Annotated in this window: 21 protein-coding genes; 19 read left to right on the top strand and 2 right to left on the bottom strand. The window is 43.6% G+C overall.

All coding sequences use genetic code 11. The annotated features are described in order from the left end of the window. The first annotated feature begins 7 nt into the window (after nt 1–7). The 9 genes from fliS to pseI are packed head-to-tail and all read left to right on the top strand — an operon-like array spanning nt 8 to nt 8,996. Entirely contained in the window at nt 8–436 is a 429-nt protein-coding gene (gene fliS, locus ACO1PK_RS02300) for a flagellar export chaperone FliS (protein WP_423187070.1), read from the top strand. Between the two features lies 1 nt (nt 437). Continuing rightward, a complete protein-coding gene (locus ACO1PK_RS02295) occupies nt 438–740 on the top strand; it encodes a hypothetical protein (protein WP_423187069.1) in 303 nt (100 codons plus the stop codon). A 17-nt stretch (nt 741–757) separates the two neighbouring features. Beyond that, complete coding sequence (locus ACO1PK_RS02290) at nt 758–3,568, top strand: 6-hydroxymethylpterin diphosphokinase MptE-like protein (protein WP_423187068.1); 2,811 nt, start codon at nt 758–760, stop codon at nt 3,566–3,568. 11 nt (nt 3,569–3,579) lie between these two features. After that, nucleotides 3,580–4,278: a pseudaminic acid cytidylyltransferase gene (gene pseF, locus ACO1PK_RS02285; RefSeq protein ID WP_423187067.1), complete on the top strand. Its 699-nt coding sequence runs from the start codon at nt 3,580–3,582 to the stop codon at nt 4,276–4,278. Continuing rightward, complete coding sequence (locus ACO1PK_RS02280) at nt 4,265–5,248, top strand: hypothetical protein (protein ID WP_423187066.1); 984 nt, start codon at nt 4,265–4,267, stop codon at nt 5,246–5,248. The genes pseF and ACO1PK_RS02280 overlap by 14 nt, the downstream gene beginning before the upstream one ends. A gap of 1 nt (nt 5,249) precedes the next feature. Next, nucleotides 5,250–5,915 carry a class I SAM-dependent methyltransferase gene (locus ACO1PK_RS02275; RefSeq protein ID WP_423187065.1) on the top strand — a complete coding sequence of 222 codons (666 nt, stop codon included), beginning with the start codon at nt 5,250–5,252 and terminating at the stop codon, nt 5,913–5,915. Further along, nucleotides 5,908–6,600: a WbqC family protein gene (locus ACO1PK_RS02270; RefSeq protein WP_423187064.1), complete on the top strand. Its 693-nt coding sequence runs from the start codon at nt 5,908–5,910 to the stop codon at nt 6,598–6,600. Before ACO1PK_RS02275 ends, ACO1PK_RS02270 begins: the two co-directional genes overlap by 8 nt. 11 nt (nt 6,601–6,611) lie before the next feature. Continuing rightward, the gene (locus ACO1PK_RS02265) at nt 6,612–7,934 is read left to right on the top strand and encodes an NAD(P)-binding protein (protein WP_423187063.1); all 1,323 of its coding nucleotides are present in this window, start codon (nt 6,612–6,614) and stop codon (nt 7,932–7,934) included. Between the two features lie 12 nt (nt 7,935–7,946). After that, nucleotides 7,947–8,996: a pseudaminic acid synthase gene (pseI, locus tag ACO1PK_RS02260; protein WP_423187062.1), complete on the top strand. Its 1,050-nt coding sequence runs from the start codon at nt 7,947–7,949 to the stop codon at nt 8,994–8,996. 37 nt (nt 8,997–9,033) lie between these two features. Here pseI and pseC read toward each other — a convergent pair whose 3' ends face one another. Together pseC and pseB are read right to left on the bottom strand one after the other, a co-directional pair. After that, nucleotides 9,034–10,200, bottom strand: coding sequence for a UDP-4-amino-4,6-dideoxy-N-acetyl-beta-L-altrosamine transaminase (gene pseC, locus ACO1PK_RS02255; RefSeq protein WP_423187061.1), 1,167 nt, complete (start codon nt 10,198–10,200; stop codon nt 9,034–9,036). Beyond that, complete coding sequence (gene pseB, locus ACO1PK_RS02250) at nt 10,197–11,198, bottom strand: UDP-N-acetylglucosamine 4,6-dehydratase (inverting) (RefSeq protein WP_423187060.1); 1,002 nt, start codon at nt 11,196–11,198, stop codon at nt 10,197–10,199. The genes pseC and pseB overlap by 4 nt, the downstream gene beginning before the upstream one ends. Before the next feature lie 249 nt (nt 11,199–11,447). On the opposite strand from pseB, the gene ACO1PK_RS02245 reads away from it, so the two are divergent. From ACO1PK_RS02245 to fliJ, 10 genes are all read left to right on the top strand, one after another. Next, nucleotides 11,448–12,233, top strand: a complete 786-nt coding sequence (locus ACO1PK_RS02245) for a flagellin (RefSeq protein WP_423187059.1) — start codon at nt 11,448–11,450, stop codon at nt 12,231–12,233. A 129-nt stretch (nt 12,234–12,362) separates the two neighbouring features. After that, nucleotides 12,363–13,829, top strand: a complete 1,467-nt coding sequence (locus tag ACO1PK_RS02240) for a sigma-54 dependent transcriptional regulator (protein WP_423187058.1) — start codon at nt 12,363–12,365, stop codon at nt 13,827–13,829. 121 nt (nt 13,830–13,950) lie between these two features. Further along, nucleotides 13,951–15,099 (top strand): sensor histidine kinase, encoded by a 1,149-nt coding sequence (locus ACO1PK_RS02235; RefSeq protein ID WP_423187057.1) that lies wholly within the window; start codon nt 13,951–13,953, stop codon nt 15,097–15,099. Then, nucleotides 15,092–16,468, top strand: a complete 1,377-nt coding sequence (locus ACO1PK_RS02230; protein ID WP_423187056.1) for a sigma-54-dependent transcriptional regulator — start codon at nt 15,092–15,094, stop codon at nt 16,466–16,468. Before ACO1PK_RS02235 ends, ACO1PK_RS02230 begins: the two co-directional genes overlap by 8 nt. Before the next feature lie 179 nt (nt 16,469–16,647). Next, nucleotides 16,648–16,986, top strand: coding sequence for a flagellar hook-basal body complex protein FliE (fliE, locus tag ACO1PK_RS02225; RefSeq protein ID WP_423187055.1), 339 nt, complete (start codon nt 16,648–16,650; stop codon nt 16,984–16,986). A 32-nt stretch (nt 16,987–17,018) separates the two neighbouring features. Next, nucleotides 17,019–18,719 (top strand): flagellar basal-body MS-ring/collar protein FliF, encoded by a 1,701-nt coding sequence (fliF, locus tag ACO1PK_RS02220; protein ID WP_423187054.1) that lies wholly within the window; start codon nt 17,019–17,021, stop codon nt 18,717–18,719. Then, nucleotides 18,712–19,743 carry a flagellar motor switch protein FliG gene (fliG, locus tag ACO1PK_RS02215; protein WP_423187053.1) on the top strand — a complete coding sequence of 344 codons (1,032 nt, stop codon included), beginning with the start codon at nt 18,712–18,714 and terminating at the stop codon, nt 19,741–19,743. Before fliF ends, fliG begins: the two co-directional genes overlap by 8 nt. A gap of 14 nt (nt 19,744–19,757) precedes the next feature. Next, complete coding sequence (fliH, locus tag ACO1PK_RS02210; protein ID WP_423187052.1) at nt 19,758–20,564, top strand: flagellar assembly protein FliH; 807 nt, start codon at nt 19,758–19,760, stop codon at nt 20,562–20,564. Nucleotides 20,565–20,627: 63 nt separating this feature from the next. Continuing rightward, nucleotides 20,628–21,968 (top strand): flagellar protein export ATPase FliI, encoded by a 1,341-nt coding sequence (gene fliI / locus ACO1PK_RS02205; RefSeq protein ID WP_423187051.1) that lies wholly within the window; start codon nt 20,628–20,630, stop codon nt 21,966–21,968. Beyond that, complete coding sequence (gene fliJ / locus ACO1PK_RS02200) at nt 21,965–22,429, top strand: flagellar export protein FliJ (protein WP_423187050.1); 465 nt, start codon at nt 21,965–21,967, stop codon at nt 22,427–22,429. The genes fliI and fliJ overlap by 4 nt, the downstream gene beginning before the upstream one ends. Nucleotides 22,430–22,432: the final 3 nt, after the last annotated feature.

Below are 22,432 nucleotides of genomic sequence, written 5' to 3'. Positions count from 1 at the left end.
GTAGCATATGAGTTATGGTATTAAAGCTTATCGGTCTGTAGGTGTTAAAGATGATTTAGCCGTCGCTGACCCACATCGCGTGATTCAATTGCTTATGCAAGGCGCACTTGAGAATCTGGCCAAGGCAAAAGGCTTTATTGAACGTAAAGATTTTGCCGGCAAATCTGCAACCTTATCGAAGTCCATGGCAATTATTAACGCCTTGCAAGGTTCATTGGATTTTGATGGCGGTAAAGAAGTTGCAGACAACCTGGCTGCTTTATATGACTTTATGGTCAATCATCTTATTTTGGCGAGCAGAGAGAATAGCTTGCAAAAAATTGACGATGTCATGGGTATTTTATTAACCATTAAGTCTGCTTGGGATCAGATTCCGGTTGCAGATCGTGAACGTGGTTATCAGCTGCAAGCTGCAAGAGCTCAAGGCGCAGCTTAATATGTTAGATGCAGTGTTGCTAAATAACGTTGAAAAAGTCAAAGCAGAGCTAACCGTCCTTATTACGGCTGAAAATATTTCTGCTGATCAATTGCAAGAAAAAGCTGATACACTGCATGCTCTTTTAACCTTAGATTCTCCTAATCAAAATTCTTTAGAGTATCAAGCATTTTTGCGTGAAAATTTGCAGTGGCTGCAAGACACTATTGAACAGGTCAGTGTATTAAAAAATCAGCTTGGTGTTGAATTAATGCAACTTACTAAAAGACGCAAAGCTGATAAGATTTATGGAGAAAATACTTAATAGCGTTAGGAATTTACATGCTTAAGTTTATTAATTTCCAATTAGACACCGAAGATAAACAAAAGATTATAGAGCAAGACCTAGCGCCACAGATTAAGCAGTTACTCATCAATAATATGCAGGCGATGCAACAGTATCAGCCGCATTTGTCCCAGCTAATCAACCAACTCCAACTCTCAGATCATGCTATTTTTTGCACTAAGTTTGGCAAACTGAATCTTGCCAGTATGACGACTGGGCGAGTGGTTTATCAGGCGGATCCTGAAATTGAAGTTAGAACAGAAGTTAATGACTTTATTCAATCGGCTCCATTAACTCGCTTATCAACCATTGCTGATCCCGATAACGTCGAGCCGCTGCCCGTAGCTGTTGATGTGGTATTAGTCTTCGGCCTAGGGCTTGGCTATCATCTAATCGAATTACTTCAAAACTGCCGAATTAAGTACCTTGTGATTTATGAACCGCAAACCGATTTTTTCTTAGGTTCATTTCAAACAATAGACTGGAGGCAGGTTTTTGAAGTTGCGCAGTTTTCCGGCACCCAAATATCGTTGCAAATGGGTAATGATGCGTCTTCAGTGGTTGAAGATTTAGAAGAGCTACGTCAGCTATTACCCAGTATTGATAAAGTGCACTTATATCGACACATATGCCACCCGGTTTCTGATGAGGTATTTAAGTTTTTACTTGATAATTCGGGTAACCCAGCGGAGTTATTAAAAAATGGACAGCATTTTTTGGGTTTTAAAGATGCCGATGATTACTTAGGTAGTCGCCCCAAAAATGTGTTAGGAACCGATATCGAAATCAGCGAACAGTATGATAGTGGCTGTTTTAAAAGAAATATGGCCATATTCGAGCGGTTGTATCCAAAAGTTTTCCAAGTATTTAAAAGCTATAAACCACGTAAGTGGCGATTATATCAAAACGAAAATGGTCATCAAAATCTATGGCACACTGCGCGTAAAGCCTTTTTATATGATGATTTAGTATCTGATTCTACAAGGCTTCTAGAACACTTTTTTAGTGAGCCCTTTAAAGATGACATTATTATCGGATTAGCACCCTCAGAAAAGTTTAAAAGCTTTATTCATTATCAATACATAGATAAGTTGCAAGAGGTTTTTCGTCAACTTAAAGCGGAAAAATCTGCACTACCTGACGAAGTTGAATCATTAATTGTGTTTGGTGTGGCATTGGCCAAACATATCGAAATGCTTAGCGAGCAAAAGCATATTCAGAATTTATATATCTGTGAGCCAAATTTAGATTTCTTTTATGCCAGTTTATACGTTACAGATTGGGCCGCATTAATTACTAAAGCAGAAGCCGAGCAAAAAAGAATTTACCTTAATATTGGCGGTGATGGTTCAGAGTATTTTCATGATTTGATGGGCCAGTTTTATCAAGTTGGTGCTTACTCTATTGCGAATACCTACCTACTGCAAAGCTACTATACCCCGCAGCTAAGTAAGGCAATATTTAGCTTAAGAAGACAATTAAAAGTCGTACTCGCGATTGGTGAATACTACGATCATGCTCGTTTTGGGTTTGCGCATACCTATCAGGCGATTGAGTCAGGCTGTCGCTTTTTAAAAGCGGATATGAAAACATGCCTCAGCCGAAGTGCCGCCATTGATTTGCCGGTATTTATTGTAGGGAATGGCCCTAGTCTGGATGTGGCTGCCGAGTATATTGCTCAGTATCAAGGGCAAGCTATTATTGTCAGTTGTGGCACGGCATTGCGCTCACTTTACAAGTTGGGCATTAAGCCGGATTTTCATGCTGAAATAGAGCAAAATCGAGCAACCTTTGATTGGATAAATCAAGTTAACGATAAAGCATACTTAAAGAGTATCAATTTAATTTCAGTAAATGGTATTCATCCTGATACGACGCAGCTATTTTTAAACACCTATCTCGCCTTTAAAGATGGCGAAGCGTCAACGCAATTATTTAGGCAGAGTTTTAGAGAGCACGGTGTAAATGTTGCTTCATTATCTTATGCCTATCCAACCGTATCTAATTTAGCGCTTAATTACATGATAAGCCTTGGCTTTAAGAATATTTACTTTTTTGGCGTTGATCTGGGTTATGCAGATATTAAGCAACACCATTCTAAACATTCAGCTTATTATAATGCTGAAGGTAAGGAAGTGTATGATTATAAAGCATTTCATGGTGCGAATGCCCCAGTAAAAGGCAATTTTAGAGACTTTGTATTTACCAAGCCAGAATTTGATGTTTCTCGGCAATTGCTTGAAAAAGTCATCAGCAATGCCCCTAAAGAAGTGGCGTTTTACAATTGCAGCGATGGCGTTTTCATTAAAGGTGCTAATAGCCTTCATCCAGATTACATCTTATTAGACAGGGCAGTTGATGCTAAAAAACAACGGCTAGATGCCTATCTTGCCGAGGGCTATTACACTGAGGAATTGGTTGGTTTAGCTGAGAAGACTTTTGCTAAGTTAGATTTGGCTTTATTTCAAAGCAGTGTGGCTGAATGGCAAGTGTTATTGGCAGAAAATGCAAAAAATGCTGAACAAGCCAAAAACTTGGTGGATATTCAGTGGCAGTTCCTGAAAACCCAGGCTGGCAATAGAACTAATTTATTATTTTACCTCTTCTATGGTAGTGCCAATTATTTTTTAAGTGTTTTAACTAAATGTCGACCAGTCAATGATGACGATATTAAGAATCTTGAGTTTTTCAATAATACTTTGCAAATGTGGCGTGATTATTTAGCTGACGCTTTAAAGGATTTCATAACGCAGCCGATAAAGTCTGACAGTGTGAAGGTAAATTATTTACCGCCCTCAGGTAATTAAGGTCAGCGTACATGAACATTGCAGTTATACCTGCCCGCGGTGGCAGTAAACGCATACCGCGGAAAAATATCAAACACTTTTACGGCAAGCCCATTTTGCAATGGCCGATAACGGCTGTTATGGCCTCAGGATTGTTTGAGAGGGTCATTGTATCTACAGACGATGAAGAGATTGCTGAGATAGCGTTAGCCGCTGGTGCCGAAGTGCCTTTTTATCGCCCAGCCGAGCTAGCGAATGATTATGCCGCAACGGTACCAGTAATAAGGCATGCCATTCAGGCTCTGGGGTTGTCTGACAGCGATATTGTTTGTTGTATTTACCCAACAGCCGTTTTTAGTCGAGCCGCGGATTTACGCCAAGCAATGGCGTTGTTGCAAGAAACTGAAGCCGACTTTGTGATGCCTGTTACAGCCTATAGTTGCCCTTTAGCCAGAGCAATGATGATTGATGCTATAGGTCGTCTTAAACTGTCATTACCACAAAATGAAAATACGCGAACTCAAGATTGTGATACTTTTTATCACGATGTTGGACAGTATTATCTGGGCACGGCAGCTGCATGGTTAAGAGATAAAGCCTTTTACGAGCAAGATGTCAGGGCGCTTGTAACGCCACGTTTTTTAGCTCAAGACATTGATACGCCAGACGATTGGTATTTTGCAGAGCTGGTGTTCAGAGCGATTAATGAATTTAGCTATGACTCTAAATAACGCCGAAATACTTTATGTTGTTTGTGATGCCAATGCGACTTCGGGCATGGGCCATTTTATGCGCTGTGTTTCTCTGGCAAGCGCATTAAAATCACTAAACGTTGAGACGGTTTTTTTAGGCGACTTCAGTCCAATAGCACAACGCTTTGCTGAGCATTTTAAGCAAAAGCTGCAGTTAACTACCGCGAGTGTTATTACGCGTATTGCCAGCTTAGCGTTAGAAAGCCAAGTGTTAATTGATAGCTATGCTTATGCAACGACTTATCTTCCTGATAATTATCGGTACATCTTGATTGATGATTTTTGCCAGCAAGAAGTATATCCGGTTAAAGCTGTTATAAACTTTACCTTAAAAGCCAATAACTATAATTATGTTTCAAAAGGGGCTCAGCACCAGGCATTGGGGACCGATTACTACTTACCCCATCCCGCTATAGTTGGCTTAGATTTACCTGCTGTTGTAGCGATTAAACGGCTGTTAATTATGATTGGCAGTGGTGATACCAATAATTTGAGCGCCATGATGTTTGAAATGGTAAGCGCAATTGATCCTTCAATCGAGATTAAGATTGTTGCCACGAAAACACAAGAAGCGGCGTTAGCGGGAATTCCAGCTGAGTGTTTAATTCGGCCAACACCCGAGGTCGATAGCCTTTATCGTTGGGCTGATCTATGTATTACCAGTGGCGGTCTTGCTAAATATGAGTTAGCGTATTTAGCTAAGCCAGCGGCGGTATACCCGTTAACCGAAGATGAAGCGGTTGAGACGAATCAGTTTAGTGATGCGGGGTTATGTTTTAATCTAATCGCCGATGGCAATACAAAGGCTGACATTATTAATACGTTGCAACGAGTATTAACCTCATCTTCGCTGAGATTATCTGCACATCAACGTTGCTTACAGGTTTTCTCGCAAGCCTCTGCGCTAAATACGGCCTATTTCGTACAGGAATGTTTAAGAGGTAACTAAAATGGTAAAAGAATATTTGCCACAATTAAACGCTTTAGCTGAGCATTACGATGCGCTTGCCAAAGAACATGGTTATTCTCACCATGCGGTGCAACAAAGCAGTCATGATAGCCAAATGCGGCGTTTTAAAGTTTTACTAGAAGGCTTTAGCCAAATTAAAGGAATGAAAATTCTTGATTTCGGCTGTGGTGCTGGTCATCTCTATGCGTTGCTAAAAGAATTAGGTTTTAGAGGGGAATATGTCGGCTATGACATTTCCCAAGAATTATTGGAATTAGCCAGAAAAAAACACCCAGATGGCAGGTTTGAAATTCGCAATATTTTTGAGCAGCCCCCTGTTGAAACCTTCGATCTCGTTTTTATTAGTGGTGTTTTTAATAATGATATGGGGCAGAATCCTGTATTTTTGCAAGATACTTTACAAATACTGTTCCCACTGTGTCAGGTTGGGATGGCATTTAACTGTTTAAGTACCTATGTTGACTTTAAAGCTGCAGGGTTATTTTACTTTGATCCTTGCTCTGTATTCGATTTTTGTAAACAGCACCTTACTCCAAACGTAGTTTTACGACATGACTATGAAATTAAAGAGGGCGTAATACCCTTTGAGTTCAGTTGTTATTTAAAAACATCAGTTCACTCGCCTAGAAAAAATAATCATGTCTAAAATTGCAATCAGTCAGCCAACATACTTGAGTTGGTTAGGTTATTTTCAACAAATTTCTCAAGTAGATTGCTTTGTTTTTCTTGATAATGTTCAGTTTGATAGAAGGTCTTGGCAATGTAGAAATCGAATTAAAGATCATAATGGTAACTTAATTTGGCTAACAGTCCCAGTAGTTAAAACTTACCGAAATGCTAGGATTTCAGACATTACCTTATCTGATAATTGGCAGACTTGGAAAATTAAGCATATTAGCACAATAAGAAATTGTTTAATAAACACTCCATATCTTGCTGAGGTTTTAGATGTTTTAGACTCCGTTTATAGCAAGCCTTTCACAAGAATTGCTGATTTAAATATTGAAATAATAAAAACTGTTACCAGACGTCTAGGAATATCAACTCCGTTTCTTTGTGCATCTGATTTAAATATTCAAGGTAATAAAGCGGAGCTTCTTCTAAAAATATGCAAACAACTTGGCGCAAATCAGTATTATGCTAACCAAGGTTCGAAGATTTATCTTGAAGCTGAGAAGCATATGTTTTTCGATGAAAATATAAAAATTCACTATCAAGAGTTTATGCATCCTGTCTACCAACAGCGTGGAGATAGTTTTATTAGCCACTTAGCTTGGCCCGATGCAATTTGTTATCAAGGATTTGATGCGAAAAAGTTGCAACTCATTTAAGGCGAAGAGAGATGAGAAAAGTCGATTATTTAATAGTAGGTGCAGGTGTTTCAGGTTTAACCGCTGCACTGACAATTCTCGCTGAGGCTCCAACGGCAAAGGTTCTGCTTATTGACAGTGCTGCGGAGGTCGGGGGCTTACTGCGTTCGGACTGCTTTGAAAGCAAGTATTATGATCTAGGTACTCATATTCCTGAAAAAACACCCTATGATGAGCTTAACGCACTCCTTTATCCTAAGGCACAGTGTCAAGATTGGTATCAACTTACAACATTAGCAGTGGGCAATTTTTTTAGTGGTCAGCTAAATCAACGTTCTCAGTTTTTAGATGTCACAGCATTACCTAACATCGCGGAGCAAGTACGAACAGAGCTATTGCAACTCACTTATGATAATACCCATTACCAACATCTAGCGGATTACCTAAGCCGTGTATATGGCCCAGCGTTAACGCACCATATTTTAGCTCCTTTGCTGTTTAAGCTTACTGCTTTGTCGTTAGATAAGCTCTCAATCAATGCGCCTAAATATTATGGGTTAAGTCGAATTATTTGTGGGGATCGTGAGCAGAGCATAGCGCTCAAACGTTCTGCACATCTTGATAACGTGTTGGCTTATGCCGATGATGCAGAAAACCCAAGACAAAGCCTTTGGTTTTACCCTAATAAAGGCGGCGTAGGGGCTTGGGTTGCGCTGTTAGAACAAAGAATTAGAGAGCAAGGCGGCAATTTTTCATTTAAAACCATGATAAAAAGCCTTGAAGAGATCGATAATGTTCATCATGTACAATTTCAAAACGAAGAGATGGTGCAGGCGAATAACATCATTTGGACGGTTCCCGTTTATCTGGGTTTAAAGGCAGCACAGCAGGCGAGACCTTTGAGTCGGGCTATTTCAATTTTACATTTTTACACTAAGAGTACGCCATTAAGCCACTGCCACTACATTTATTGCCATGATGCAGCGTTGCAAAGTTATCGAATTACCTTATATAGCAATATTGAACTGACCGAAAATGCTGAAAATCATCGTTGCAGTGTTGAGGTTATTCATGATCTTGGTGTACAGCCCGATCCAAAAACGATCATGGCTGAGTTGAAAACGATGAATATATTTGCGGTTAATAGTGTTCTGAATTATGCAGGTTGCAGTTCACAGTCTCATGGTTTTCCTTTACCGCTGGCTGGCAGCGAACAACAGCGCGTTGCTTTATTTGAACATGTTTGTACCAATAATCCCAAAGTGCTGTTTATAGGCAGAGCAAAGCCGCAATTATTTTTTATGACAGATGTACTGGTCGACAGTTATTTGGAAACCAAAAACAGTTTGCGGTAAACGGAGAACCTTATGTTAAGCATGCACATTGATCATCGTGAAATCTCAGCGCAGCAGCCCCCATATATTATCGCTGAGTTATCTGCCAATCATAATGGTAGTCTTGAACGTGCCAAACAAATCATTCTTGCGGCCAAAGAGGCGGGGGCTGATGCGGTTAAGTTACAAAGTTATTCTGCCGACACTATCACGCTGAATTCGACTGCTGAAGACTTTATGATTCGTGGTGGTTTGTGGGATGGTCAAAATTTGTATGAATTATATCAGCAAGCTCAAATGCCTTGGGAATGGCATAAACCATTATTCGACTACGCTAAAGAGCTTGGCATCACAATATTCAGTTCTCCTTTTGATTTCTCTGCGGTTGATATGTTAGAAGCGTTAGGCGCACCTGCTTATAAAATCGCTTCATTTGAGGCAATAGATTTACCTTTAATACGGTATGTAGCTAAAAAAGGTAAGCCTATGATTATTTCAACAGGTATGGCAACTGAAGAGGAAATCGTTGAAGCTATCGCTACTGCCAGAGAGGCAGGTTGTGAACAACTCGCTATTTTACATTGTGTTAGTGGTTACCCAGCGCCTGCGGCCGATTATAATTTACGTACTTTAGCCAATATGCAACAGCGCTTTGGTGTTTTGACCGGTTTGTCGGATCATACCATAGACAATACTACAGCCATTACCAGCGTGGCAATGGGCGCAGTGATTATAGAAAAGCATGTTACTTTAGATCGTAACGGTGGCGGTGCTGATGATAGCTTCTCGTTAGAACCTGCTGAACTCGCTGCACTATGCCGAGATACTAAAACAGCGTGGCAAGCGCTTGGCAAGGTTAGTTATGAAAGGCAGCAAAGTGAACAAGCTAATGTAAAATTTAGACGTTCACTTTATTATGTTGCAGATTTGCCAGCTGGTACCATTTTAACTGAGCAGCATATACGTAGTGTGCGGCCAGGTTTTGGGTTAGCGCCTAAACACTTCGATACTGTTTTAGGTCGGACACTTAAAACAGCAGTTAGTAAGAATTCTCCCACTAAGTGGGATGATTTTACTTCTTAAGCTCTTGAAGTTTACCAAGTCGGAAGCATAAAGCCGTTCATCTGGTCTTTTCGATATACTGCTGCAGCGTATTGACAACTATCTGTTGTTCATTAGTTGTTAGTCCTGGAAACAGTGGTAAGGTTACTGCCTGTTGATAATAAACTTCAGCTTGCGGGCAATAGCCAGCTTTAAAGCCAAGCTGTTGGTAGTATGGCTGTAAATAAATTGGTATATAGTGTAGATGTCCCGCAACACCTTGTTGGCGCAGGAAAGCAACACTCTCTTTATGTTGTGCTTTGCTAAGGTTGCTAAGTTTGACCACATAAAGATGATAGCTACTATAGGCAAAGGGCTGTTGAACTAAAGGCGTGATATCAAGCTTGCTGCTAAAAGCATTATCATACCATTTAGCCAGTGTTTGACGTGCCGTAACAAAATCAGTCAATTTAGTTATTTGACTTCTCCCTAAAGCCGCCTGCAGATCGGTCATTCGATAATTGTAGCCCAACAGCTGCTGCTGATAGTACCAAACGCCATGGCTGGGTTCGGTCAGTTCATCGTCTTGCGAAGTAATGCCATGCGAACGTAGCATTTGTATTTTGCGGGCAAGTTTTGGATCCTTGGTGGTGGCCATGCCGCCTTCGCCAGAGGTTATAATTTTTACCGGATGAAAACTAAATACGCAAATATCTGAGTACTGGCAATTACCTACAGGCATATCTTGATAACGTGCGCCAATAGCATGCGAGGCATCTTCAATAATTCGAAAACCGTATTGCTGGCTTAATTGATAAATCTTTGCCATATCGCAGGGCTGGCCAGCAAAATGCACTGGGATCAGTACTTTCGGTAGTTTATTTTGTTGGCTGGCAAGGAGTAGTTTCGCTTCAAGGGCATTAGTGCAAAGATTGCCGGTGGCAAGCTCAATATCAACAAAATCAACGCTCGCGCCACAGTACAAAGCACAGTTGGCAGAAGCAACAAAGGAGTTCGGTGAGGTCCATACTAGATCACCGGGGCCAACATCGAGTGCTAAACAGGCGATATGCAAGGCCGAAGTGGCACTGTTTAAGGCAATAGCAAATTTAGCATGGCATACTGCGCTGACAGCTTGTTCGAAAGCGGGGACTTGTGGTCCTTGGGTTAGCCAAGTCGATTGCAAGACGGCTGTCACTGCGTCGATATCATCTTGATCGATTTGTTGCTTACCATAAGGAATCATACTTCGGCTTCCTGATTAAAGACACGAATATCTTCTACAGATAAGAAATGTGGATTAGTATCAGAAACATATTGAAAACCGGTCTGTACTAATTGTCCCTGTTCACCCAAAGCATTAGTGGTAAAGTCATTACTGCGCTGAAAAAACTTAATTGCTGGGGCAATTACAAAGTGGTCAGCAAATTCGTAGGTATGATAAGACATATCACCAGGACACATCATCTCATGCAGTTTTTCACCAGGACGAATTCCCACAATCTTGATTGGTAAGTCTGGTGCCATGGCTTTGGCTAAATCAACAATGCGAATTGAAGGAATTTTGGGTACAAAAATTTCGCCACCCAACATGCGCTCAAAGTTCTTCAAAACAAAATCAACGCCTTGCTGTAGGCTGATCCAGAAGCGGGTCATCTCTTGATGGGTTATGGGCAGATGATCAGCGCCTTTATCGATTAACTGTTGAAAGTAGGGCACCACCGAGCCGCGTGAACCAACCACGTTGCCATAACGAACGACAGAAAAGCGTGGCTTAGTGCCGCCCACCATATTATTACCAGCAATAAAAAGTTTATCGGAAGCTAACTTGGTTGCGCCATACAGGTTTACCGGATTTGCGGCTTTATCTGTAGAAAGCGCGATGACTTTATCAACATTACAATCAATGGCTGCATTAATAACATTTTCGGCGCCATTGATATTGGTACGGATACATTCAGTAGGATTGTACTCTGCCGCAGGAACTTGTTTTAAGGCCGCTGCGTGGATCACATAATCCACACCATGCATAGCGCGCGCTAAGCGTTCACCATCGCGTACGTCACCAATAAAATAACGCATACAGCTTTGATTAAAACGCTGTTGCATTTCATACTGTTTTAGCTCATCGCGGGAAAAAATAATGATTTTTTTTGGCTTGTAACGACTAAGCAAGGTCTGCGTATATTTGTGCCCAAAGGAGCCGGTGCCACCGGTAATAAATATGGTTTTGCCATCAAACATTGTTCGCCCACCATGTTGTCATTATTTTTGGTTTCTAAGCATAATGTATGCCATTAAGCCTGATGCTTGGTTTTTAAAATAAAAAGCTAATAAAAACATAGCATCAGCCTAGTAAGTGTAACGCGTTTCACTACTAATGCAACCGCCACAAAGACTTAGCTATACTGTTACTACGTTTAGCTACCACAGGTTGTGTTAACTGGGCAAGCAGACTAAGCTTATTGTGCGATTTTTAAACAGGACTGCGTAATGAAAATAGCGGCGAATAATCCTAATCCGTTGACGACGGTATTGCAGCAGCAACAAAAGCTATCTCAACAATTGGCAACCGGTAAGCGCATTAACAACGCTGCTGACGATGCGGCGGGGTTGCAGATAGCAAACAGGCTAAGTAGTAATATCAACGCCCAGCAGCAAGGACAGCGTAATCTCGCGGATGGCGTAGCGTTTGCTAGGGTATACGATCAAGCATTACAGGGGGTTAACGATAACCTGTTAGAGCTTGAACGTTTAACCATCGCCTCCGGTAATGGCATATACAGTGCCGCTGATCGCAATGCGCTGCAAGCCGAAGCGAATGGCTATTTAGCGAATATTCAGCAAGGCTTAACTGCTGAGTTTGCTGGTAAGGCTTTATTTAGCGACAGTACGCTGGCTTTTAATGCAGGCGAAAGTACTCTTTCATTGCAAACTCAAGATGTGGGCAGCGCGCTGACGGATCAAAATATTTTTAATCTCGATTTAACTGATGCTAACGCCACGGCGACTAATCTCACCGCTGTGCGAACAGCCGTGGAGCAAGTCACGGGCTTTCAGGCGACAACAGGCGCAGCCATTAATTCATTGCAAAGTGCGTCTCGCTCCGTGTCTGGGCAAGAGGTCGCTACTGCTGCAGCGCGCTCACGTATTGCCGATTTGGATTTTGCGAAAGCCAGCAGTGATCGTGCTGCCAATAGTATTTTGACGCAAAGCGCCACTAACGTGGCAATGCAAGCTCGTGTCTCTGCTGAGCAAGCGCTATCGTTATTGGGCTAATCTCTTCCAGTACATCTCTGAGGAAAACGCTATTTTTTTGACGTTGTGTCAAAAAAATAGCGTTTTACCTTGCAAGGTTGCTTGCAGCTTGTATTATAAAGATAAATAACAGCAAGATGTTGTGCGCTAATGTCAGAAAATCCTAATCTCTATATTTTTGATTTGCAGGCTAATCGTGCTGAGCGCTTAGCGACCGTATTTAGTTTTATCGGTGAAAGTTACCAGCTGTTAACCTCTGAAACGATTTTCGATAAATTACAGTTGCATCCAGCATCGGTAGTGATACTCGGTGCGACTGATGCCTTAGAACCGGCGGTCTTGATCAGACAGTTTCCGGCCAGTGCTTTTATCGTCATTGGCGAAAGCTTGTCTTTTTTATTGGAACACGCCAACGTCATAGGGATCTTGAGTGAGCCCTTTGCCTATGCCAGTTTGACGCAGTTACTGCGTGATGCTCAGCAATATCATCGTCTGCTTCCTACGCACAAAACATTGGATAGCCAAGTAAAATTTGATGGTATGGTAGGGCAAACCCCTGCTATGCAAAAAATTCGTTTCCTGATTCAGCAAGTGGCGAAAACGGAAGCCAACGTGTTGGTGTTAGGCCCCTCCGGCACAGGTAAAGAAGTGGTCGCGCGTAATATTCATTTACTGTCTAATCGCGCCAACGGTCCCTTTGTACCTATAAACTGTGGTGCTATTCCGGCAGAGTTGTTAGAAAGCGAACTGTTTGGGCATGAAAAAGGCGCTTTTACCGGTGCCATTTCTACCCGCAAAGGCCGCTTTGAATTAGCTCAAGGCGGTACGCTATTCTTAGATGAAATTGGTGATATGCCGCAGCCCATGCAAGTGAAGTTGCTACGGGTGTTACAAGAGCGTATTTTTGAACGTGTCGGTGGCAGCCAAATTTTAAAAGCCGATGTACGTATTATCGCCGCTACCCATCGTGATTTAGAAAGCATGATTACTGAAGGCAGTTTTCGGGAAGATTTGTACTACCGCCTCAATGTGTTCCCTATCGAAACGCCGGCACTCAGTCAGCGCGTAGAAGATTTACCCCTGTTAATCAATGAATTACTGAATCGTCAGTATCCATCACATCAGGCAAAGATTAAATTTACTGAGCGCGCCATAGAAAGTCTGAAAATGCATAGCTGGCCAGGTAATGTGCGTGAGCTAAGTAATTTACTTGAACGAATGGTCATTATGTATCCGGATCAAACGGTCGATGTCGCCGAGTTACCCAAAAAGTATCAGCACTTAGAAGTGGATACGTATCAGCCTGTGTATCCGGAAGCATTACAAGAACGAGATTTGCTTAACTCACTGTTTCAAACCGAAGAGACGGAGGAAGCTGCTGAGTTAGCCATGGCCTTTAGCAGTACAACGGAACTGACCATGGTGCAGCTATCTCAAGATCTACCTGAGCAAGGGCTGGATTTAAAAGAGTTTTTAGCTGAGCTGGAAATCCGTTTTATCTCGCAGGCCCTAGAGCGACATGACTATATTGTGGCCAGAGCGGCGGAAATTCTTGGACTACGTCGAACTACCCTGGTAGAGAAAATGCGCAAATATAATCTGGGTAAAGAAGAGTAAGCTTATACCGCCCGTCAGATTTTTGACATGTAAAGGTGTTTATTTTCAATAAGATAGTCATGGCATACTCCCTGCATTGACACTGCTAAGTTGTGTAGTTCAAACCGCGTGGGGCAGGGGAATGACGGTAAATTTTGCCAAGATTGAAGATACTAACCAAGCTAATAGCAAATTACCTTGGTTAACCTCTGTGCTGACCAAGCAAGATGATCCGCCACTCGACTTGCAGCAGGTTATCCACTCTTTGCCTTCTGGCGTCATTTTGCTAGACAGTCGTGGTAAGGTCGCCGAAGCTAATCAGGTCGCCATTGAGATGCTGGGTGAGCCATTACAAGGTCAGCTTTGGCTAAATGTCATCAAACGCTGTTTTCGCCCCAGAGCCGATGATGGCTTGGAAGTGTCTCTGGCAGACGGTCGCTTAGTTAAAATTGCCATCAGTGCTCTAGCGCCACAAGGTGGTCAATTAATTGTCCTGACCGATTTGACAGAAACCCGCAAATTACAACATAGGCTAAGTCACTTACAGCGCTTATCCACCTTAGGCAAAATGATGGCCACGCTGGCACATCAGATCCGGACGCCACTTTCTTCTGCGCTACTTTATGCTGAAAACTTGCAGAGTCCAAAATTAACCGCCACGGCCAGAGAGCAGTTTCAACATAAATTGATCGCTAGGCTTAACGATTTAGGGCAGCAAGTGAATGATATGCTGTTATTTGCTCGATCTGGCACCGCTCAAGCGGTTAGTCCGCTGAGCTTACAACAGTTATGTGATGATTTGCTTAACCGCAGTGAAGCCTTGCTGACACAGCAGCATGCCACGCTCACCGTTCGCTTAACGCAACCGCAACAGATGATTTTAGGTAATCAAACAAGTTTGGTTGAGGCACTGTTAAATCTGGTGCAAAACAGTTTGCAAGCCATTGGCGAGGGTGCTCAGTTATTGTTAGCCCAGCAAACTGATGCCTCGCAGCTGGTTCTCTGTTTTAGTGATAATGGCCCAGGCATTGCCGAGGATATACAGCCCCACATATTTGAACCCTTTTTTAGCCGCAAGGCCGGCGGTAGCGGCTTAGGTTTGGCGGTGGTGCAGGCGGTGGTACAAAGTCATCACGGGCAGGTGCGCTATCTGAGTGAGCCAGCCTCTCAGTTAGCGGTGCTTGACGGTGCTTGTTTTGAACTGATATTGCCACTGCATATCCCCATCGCTGCTACAGCGTCAGATCTGCAGCCAGTCAATGTCTTGCAGCGGGAGGTGTCAAATGTCTGAGATCCGGATTCTAATTGTCGAAGATGATGCTGGTTTACGTGAGGCCTTAATGGATACCTTGCTGTTAGCCAGTTATCAGGTCAGTGTTGCCGCCAGTGCAGAAGACGCCTTGTTGTTATTAAAAAAACAGCGGATCCAATTGGTGATCAGTGATGTGCAAATGGGATCGATCTCGGGTTTGGTATTGTTAAGAACTTTACGAGAGCATTATCCTAGTTTGCCCGTTTTAATGATGACCGCTTATGCCAATGTGCAAGATGCGGTAGAGGCTATTCGGCTGGGCGCTATTGATTATCTTGCAAAGCCCTTTTCCCCAGAAGTGCTGGTTTCAACTGTAAGTCGCTATGTTTTACCTGAACAAAGTGCAATGTTTTCACCGATTGCCGCGGCTGAGTCCAGTCAGGCGTTGCTGGCTTTAGCGGCAAAGGTCGCACAATCTGATGCCAGTGTGATGATTTTAGGGCCTAGTGGCTCGGGTAAAGAAGTACTTGCCCGCTTTATTCATCAGAAATCAGCAAGAAGTAATGCGCCCTTTGTGGCGATAAACTGCGCAGCCATTCCAGAAAATATGTTGGAGTCTACCTTGTTTGGGTATGAAAAAGGCGCCTTTACCGGCGCGATTGCCGCTTGCCCGGGTAAGTTTGAGCAAGCGCAGGGGGGAACTTTACTGTTAGATGAAATCAGTGAAATGCCACTTAATTTGCAAGCAAAACTACTAAGGGTATTGCAAGAGCGTGAAGTCGAACGCCTCGGTAGTCGCAAAATCATCAAGTTAGATGTCCGAATTTTAGCCACCAGTAATCGTGAATTACGTCAAGCGGTGAGTGATGGCATCTTTCGGGAAGATTTATATTACCGTTTAAATGTTTTTCCGCTGCGCTGGCCGGCTTTAGTAGAGCGTAAGGCTGATATTGTGCCCTTGGCAAACCATTTATTGCAGCGCCATTGCGTGGCACAACATAGAAGTCTAGTCAGCTTAAGCAACGCCGCAGCGGCACGATTAACGGCACATCATTGGCCTGGTAATGTTCGTGAGTTGGATAATGTGATTCAGCGTGCTTTGATTTTGCAATCGGCTAACGAAATTAACGCAGAGGATATTTTACTAGAAACGGATACCACCTCCGCTGTTGTTCAGCCTTCGCCCTTGCAATCGTCGTTAACGGAGCGCGGCCTTGTTGATGGCGAGCATGCGGCAACAGATTTTAAAGCTGAAATTCATGAACAAGAACACAAACTGATCTTGGCGACCATGCAAGCATGTGCTTTTAAGCGTAAAGATGTGGCGCAAAAATTAGGTATTAGTGATCGTACCTTACGTTATAAGTTAGCCCGGATGCGCGAGTCGGGCATTGAGCTACCTGTGTAACCCTATACCCTTCTTTACCCCAGAACCGCTATCTGATGTGGTTGGCTTTAAGGAAACTTGAAGCCAATTCTCTGTTTTAACTCACGTTTAATATTTATTCCTCAATCTAAATTTGTTGGCATAACTTCTGCTTTAACAGGACTAGTGTGTAATACAGCAAATTTTTGACAGGGTGCATTATGGAAATCAAAGGTCAGGCGTTATATGCCCAAATGCAAGCGATGGCCAGTCAGGCGCGAGCGTTGCCTGTTGCCGCAGATGCCGAGATGGCGGTTAAAGCGGTTAACAGCAGTCAATCTGACTTTTCTACCCTATTTAAAAATGCCCTCGGTTCGGTGAATGACTTACAACAACAGACAAGTAAGTTAAGAACTGCGGTGGAGTTAGGCGATCCTAGCGTTTCACTTGCCCAAGCAATGATTGCTTCCCAAAAGTCCTCTTTAGCGTTTGAAGCCACGGTTCAGGTCCGGAACAGAGTGGTTGAAGCCTATAAAGAAATTATGTCGATGCCGGTTTAACTTAAAGCCGTAGCCTGAGCAGGAGAAGTAACGTGGCAGAGAATCAATCAACAGAGTTGGCCTTAACCAACACTGATTTTAATAACGAAACATCGGCGGAAAGTAAAAGTGGCTTGATGGGCGCCTTTAATGGTGGTGGTGATTTAATTCGACAAATTACCTTAGTGGTGGCCCTAACCATTTGTCTCGCCATCGCTATTTTAATTATTTTATGGGCCAAGTCGCCAGAAATGCGACCTTTAGGGACTTATAACACCCAAGAATTGATTCAAACACTTGATCATCTGGATGCTGAGAAAATCAAATATAAACTAGACGGTAATGTTATTTTAGTACCAGAGAATACGCTGCAAGATGTACGTTTAAGTTTATCTCGTGCGGGCTTAAATAAAGAGCCTTCGCTGGGTACCGAGTTTTTATTGCAAGATAGCGGCTTTGGTGTAAGTCAACGTTTAGAGATGGAACGTTTAAAGCACAGTCGGGAACAGCAACTAGCACGAACCATAGAAGAATTGCAAAGTATTGCCAGAGCGAGAGTACTATTAGCCATCCCCAAAGAAAATGTCTTTGCTCGTCAGCAAGCTCTCCCTTCGGCGACGGTATTAGTGACTGCGCGCGGTGGCAGGGTGATTCGCGATAGCGAAGTCGATGCGATCGTCGATTTAGTGGCGTCAGCGGTTCAAGGTTTAGCCCCAAGTCGCGTCACTGTGACTGATCAAAATGGTCGCTTACTGAATAGCGGCTCGCAAGATGGTTCTGCCGCGCGTAATCGCCGTGAATTAGAAATTCAGCGTAGCCGTGAAGATGAGTATCGCCAAAAAGTTGACTCTATTTTAATGCCCGTATTAGGTATGGGCAATTACACTGCTCAGGTTGATCTGGTTATGGATTTTACCGCAGTAGAGCAAACGCAAAAACGCTTTAATCCAGATTTGCCCGCTGTACGCAGTGAGATGGTTATTGAAGAAAGTAGCGTAGGTAGCAGCCGAGGCGGGATCCCCGGTGCGTTATCAAATCAACCGCCTATGCCCTCAGCTATTCCTGAGCAAGCCACTGGTAATAATGCACAGGCAGTGGTGCCTGGCAGAAATCATCGGGAATCAACCCGTAACTTTGAATTAGACACCACCATCAGCCATACTAGTCAGCAGAGCGGGGTGATTCGTCGGCTTAGTGTGTCTGTTGCTGTCGATTATCGCCCAGGTACTATCGGAGAGGATGGTACTGCGGTACCCACGCCTATGGCACAGTCAGAACTGGAGAATATTCGTCGCTTATTACAAGGTGGCGTCGGATTTGATGCTCAGCGTGGTGATACGATAGAAGTGATTTCCGTACCCTTTGTCCGTGAACCGGTAGACGCTGCCATCGTTATTCCGTTCTACCAGCAAGATTGGTTCTTGCAAGTCGTTAAGTTAGTGATGGGTGGCTTAGTTATCATCGTGTTGCTCTGGGGTATCGTGCGGCCGATGTTGAAGAAACTAATGAACCCAACGGAAACTGTCGATGTTTATAACGAGAATTCGTTAAGTCAAGGGTTGGATTTAGGTGATGATGATCTCGAATCACCGCAGTTCGATGAGAAATCAATAGGGTTCTCTTCTGATGGTACCTTGATGTTACCAGACTTACATGGCGACGAAGATTTATTAAGAGCGGTACGTGCCTTAGTGGCTAACGAACCAGAATTATCCTCCTTGGTAGTTAAGAATTGGTTATCTGAAGATGAGTGAAACTAAAGAAGTTAAAGCTTTCGATATCAGTAAACTGGATGGCGTGGAGAAAGCCGCCATCTTATTGCTGAGCTTATCCGAAGAGGATGCGGCACAAATTCTGAAACATCTTGAGCCAAAGCAAGTACAGAAAGTCGGTATGGCGATGGCGCAAATGACTGACCTGAATCAAGCCAAGATATCAGCAGTGCATCGCCGCTTTATTGAGCAGATTCAGAATTTCAGTACCATTGGTTTCCAAAGCGAAGAGTTTATCAAGCGCGCCCTAACGGCTGCTCTGGGGGAGGAAAAAGCCGCAAATTTAATCGATCAAATTGTGCTAGGTGGCGGCGCCAGAGGTTTAGACTCACTGAAATGGATGGATTCGAAACAAGTTGCCAATATTATTCGCAACGAGCACCCGCAAATTCAAACCATTGTTTTATCTTATCTTGAGCCAGAGCAGTCTGCAGAGATTTTGTCGCAGTTCTCTGAGAAAGTACGTTTAGATTTAACGATGCGTATTGCTAACTTAGAAGAAGTACAACCTGCGGCCTTGCAAGAATTAAATGAAATTATGGAGAAACAGTTTGCTGGTCAAGCAGGCGCTCAAACCGCGAAAATGGGTGGCTTAAAAGCTGCGGCAGATATCCTTAACTATCTCGATACAAACCTAGAAGGTCAGCTGATGGATTCTATCCGCGAGCATGATGAAGAAATGGCACAACAAATTCAGGATCTGATGTTTGTGTTTGAAAACCTGATTGATGTCGATGATCGTGGTATTCAAACCATCTTACGCGAAGTGCAACAAGACATTTTAATGAAAGCGCTGAAAGGCACAGATGAAAACCTGAAAGAGAAAATTCTGAAAAATATGTCCAAACGCGCTGCTGAATTGTTGCAAGATGATCTTGAGGCAATGGGACCGGTACGGATCAGTGAAGTGGAAGCTGCTCAAAAAGAAATTTTATCGATTGCCAGACGCTTATCTGATGCCGGTGAAATTATGCTCGGTGGTGGTGGTGGTGAAGAGTTTGTTTAAACATCAGGTGAATAATGAGTACAGATGCGTTTCGTTTTAAAAAACCTTTCTCACCCGATGCGGAGGTTATTGAGTCGCTAGAGGCTTGGCAAACGCTTGATTTGTCTGCTGAAACGGATTTGGCGCCAGGCTTAACGAATGCACTAAATTTACGTCGCCCTTCCAGTCATGTTGCCGAGACACCAGAAGAAGAAGCGGAGGACACCTTAAAACCACTGACTGCAGAAGACATGGAGCAGATCCGCCAAGCTGCTTATGAAGAAGGCTTTGCCGAGGGTAAAGAAGAAGGTTTTGGCAAAGGTTACCATGAAGGGCGCGAGCAAGGATTACAAGATGGCCTTGCTCAAGGTGCGGCTGAAGGTAAAAAGCAAGGTTTTGCTGAAGCTCAAGCAGAGATTGACGCTAAACTTGCTCAGCTAGGCCAACTGTTAGATCAATTACAGCAACCCTTGGCTGGTTTAAATAAACAGGTAGAGCAAGCGTTAACCTCATTGGCCGTCGCTATGGCAAAAGCAGTGATCAGCGTCGAAGTGAAAACCAATCCCTCTATAATTCTGCACGCATTGCAAGAGGCGACAGCCGCCTTACCTCTTAATACCGATAACATGGTGATTAAACTTCATCCAGACGATCTGGCCGTTGTGTTTGAACATTACTCTGAGGCTGAGCTACAACAACGGCACTGGCAGTTACGAGCCGAACCCTTAGTCGAACGTGGTGGCTGTCTCGTCGAATCTGAAAAATCCAGTGTTGACAGAAGCTTGACGCAGCGCTTGCAAAGTAGTTTGGAACACTTCCTGCATCAGTCTAACGCAGAATAACTTTTTGGCGCGCTTTCGCGACGGCTTTAGGTTCAACATTAGGCCAATATAGGTAATTTATCAGTGGATAGTGCTGCGTTATTAGATCTTGTGCAACAGCAACATCAGCATATTCATACCAGCCGCCCCGCGGTATCTGGTCGCTTGGTGCGTGTAGTTGGTTTAACCCTGGAAGCGACGGGCTGTCGCGCAGCCATTGGACAAAGCTGTTTGGTTGACAGTGCGCGTGGTCAAATCATGGCTGAAGTCGTCGGTTTTGCACAAGATAAAGTTTTTTTAATGCCGCAGGATGATATTGATGGCGTTGTACCAGGGGCTAGGGTGACACCTTTGCTGCAATATAAAGGTGTGCCACTGAGTATGGAATTATTGGGGCGAGTTATTGATGGCATCGGCAAGCCTCTAGATGGTAAAGGACCAATAGGGGCAACCCAGTTTGCCAGTGGCAAGGGTAAACCTATCAATCCATTACAGCGACGTCCTATTAAACAGCCACTAGATGTCGGGATCCGTGCTATTAATGCGATTTTAACGGTTGGCAAAGGTCAGCGCATGGGGCTGTTCGCTGGCTCAGGCGTGGGGAAAAGCGTATTACTAGGCATGATGACGCGAGGCACTGCAGCTGATGTGATTGTGGTTGGTTTGGTCGGCGAGCGTGGCCGCGAAGTGAAAGAGTTTATCGATGAGATCCTAGGCGAGGAAGGTAAAGCGCGTTCAGTGGTGATTGCTGCACCGGCCGATGTATCGCCGCTAATGCGTTTGAAAGGCTGCGAGACAGCGGTGCAAGTGGCAGAGTATTTCCGTGATCAGGGGCTAGATGTGTTACTGCTGATTGATTCAATTACACGATATGCCCAAGCGCAGCGCGAAATCGCGCTGGCAGTCGGTGAACCACCGGCAACCAAAGGTTATCCACCCTCGGTATTTGCCAAGTTACCTGCACTCGTGGAGCGCGCGGGCAATGGCAGTGATAATCAGGGATCTATAACGGCGTTTTATACCGTGTTATCAGAAGGGGATGATTTACAAGATCCTATTGCTGACGCCTCGCGCGCAATTTTAGATGGCCATATCGTCCTGTCACGCGCCTTAGCTGATGCTGGGCATTTTCCCGCCATCGATATTGAAAAGTCGATTAGTCGCGTTATGCCAGCGGTGACCTCTGACCAGCATCAATTAATGGCGCGCAGTATTAAGCAGCTCTATGCCAGTTATCAGCAGAGTAAAGATTTAATTGCCATAGGTGCGTATGTACGAGGTAGTGATCCGCAGTTAGATCTTGCAATCAATATGATGCCGCGTATTAACCAATTCTTACAGCAAGGAATGAAAGACATTGTGCCTTACGAGACGAGTTTGACACTGCTAAGCCAGTTAGCGCCTCAGCAGCGAGCTAATCCATGATTACGGGACGGTTAAGCTTACTGATTAAGGTACAGAAAGAGCGCGAAGAAAGCTTACAAGCTCAATTTATTAAAGCCCAGCAGGCTTTTTTGCAAGCCGAAGCCAAATACCAAGGGTTGGCAAATTACCGTACCGAGTATATTCAACAAAGTTTAGAACAGGGCAGTTCTGGCTTGGGGGGAAGGCAATTCAATCAATATGTCAATTTTATAAGTAAACTGGATCAGGCATTGACTCAGCAGGGACGCGTGGTGCAACAAAGCCGAAATGTGGCAGAGCAGCGCCGTCAGAGCTGGTTAAAAATGCAAACTAAACGTAAGGCTCTCGAAAAGTTGGTTGAACAAGCATTACTGAAAGCACAAATCAGCGCGGATAAACAGCAGCAAAAGTTAGCTGATGAATACGCATTACAACGTTTTTATCAGCAGCTACAGCTGGCTGAACAGGAAAGCAACTTCTAACTT

Source organism: Alishewanella sp. d11 (assembly GCF_049390205.1).
In the GTDB taxonomy this organism is placed as follows: domain Bacteria; phylum Pseudomonadota; class Gammaproteobacteria; order Enterobacterales; family Alteromonadaceae; genus Alishewanella.
The sequence above is the reverse complement of the archived record's forward strand: the minus strand, read 5'-3'. Positions and strand labels throughout refer to the sequence as shown.

Coding starts and splice junctions, on each gene's coding strand:
- fliS (WP_423187070.1), top strand. CDS start 8: ATGAGTTATGGTATTAAAGCTTATCGGTCTGTAGGTGTTAAAGATGAT.
- ACO1PK_RS02295 (WP_423187069.1), top strand. CDS start 438: ATGTTAGATGCAGTGTTGCTAAATAACGTTGAAAAAGTCAAAGCAGAG.
- ACO1PK_RS02290 (WP_423187068.1), top strand. CDS start 758: ATGCTTAAGTTTATTAATTTCCAATTAGACACCGAAGATAAACAAAAG.
- pseF (WP_423187067.1), top strand. CDS start 3,580: ATGAACATTGCAGTTATACCTGCCCGCGGTGGCAGTAAACGCATACCG.
- ACO1PK_RS02280 (WP_423187066.1), top strand. CDS start 4,265: ATGACTCTAAATAACGCCGAAATACTTTATGTTGTTTGTGATGCCAAT.
- ACO1PK_RS02275 (WP_423187065.1), top strand. CDS start 5,250: ATGGTAAAAGAATATTTGCCACAATTAAACGCTTTAGCTGAGCATTAC.
- ACO1PK_RS02270 (WP_423187064.1), top strand. CDS start 5,908: ATGTCTAAAATTGCAATCAGTCAGCCAACATACTTGAGTTGGTTAGGT.
- ACO1PK_RS02265 (WP_423187063.1), top strand. CDS start 6,612: ATGAGAAAAGTCGATTATTTAATAGTAGGTGCAGGTGTTTCAGGTTTA.
- pseI (WP_423187062.1), top strand. CDS start 7,947: ATGTTAAGCATGCACATTGATCATCGTGAAATCTCAGCGCAGCAGCCC.
- pseC (WP_423187061.1), bottom strand. CDS start 10,200: ATGATTCCTTATGGTAAGCAACAAATCGATCAAGATGATATCGACGCA.
- pseB (WP_423187060.1), bottom strand. CDS start 11,198: ATGTTTGATGGCAAAACCATATTTATTACCGGTGGCACCGGCTCCTTT.
- ACO1PK_RS02245 (WP_423187059.1), top strand. CDS start 11,448: ATGAAAATAGCGGCGAATAATCCTAATCCGTTGACGACGGTATTGCAG.
- ACO1PK_RS02240 (WP_423187058.1), top strand. CDS start 12,363: ATGTCAGAAAATCCTAATCTCTATATTTTTGATTTGCAGGCTAATCGT.
- ACO1PK_RS02235 (WP_423187057.1), top strand. CDS start 13,951: ATGACGGTAAATTTTGCCAAGATTGAAGATACTAACCAAGCTAATAGC.
- ACO1PK_RS02230 (WP_423187056.1), top strand. CDS start 15,092: ATGTCTGAGATCCGGATTCTAATTGTCGAAGATGATGCTGGTTTACGT.
- fliE (WP_423187055.1), top strand. CDS start 16,648: ATGGAAATCAAAGGTCAGGCGTTATATGCCCAAATGCAAGCGATGGCC.
- fliG (WP_423187053.1), top strand. CDS start 18,712: ATGAGTGAAACTAAAGAAGTTAAAGCTTTCGATATCAGTAAACTGGAT.
- fliH (WP_423187052.1), top strand. CDS start 19,758: ATGAGTACAGATGCGTTTCGTTTTAAAAAACCTTTCTCACCCGATGCG.
- fliJ (WP_423187050.1), top strand. CDS start 21,965: ATGATTACGGGACGGTTAAGCTTACTGATTAAGGTACAGAAAGAGCGC.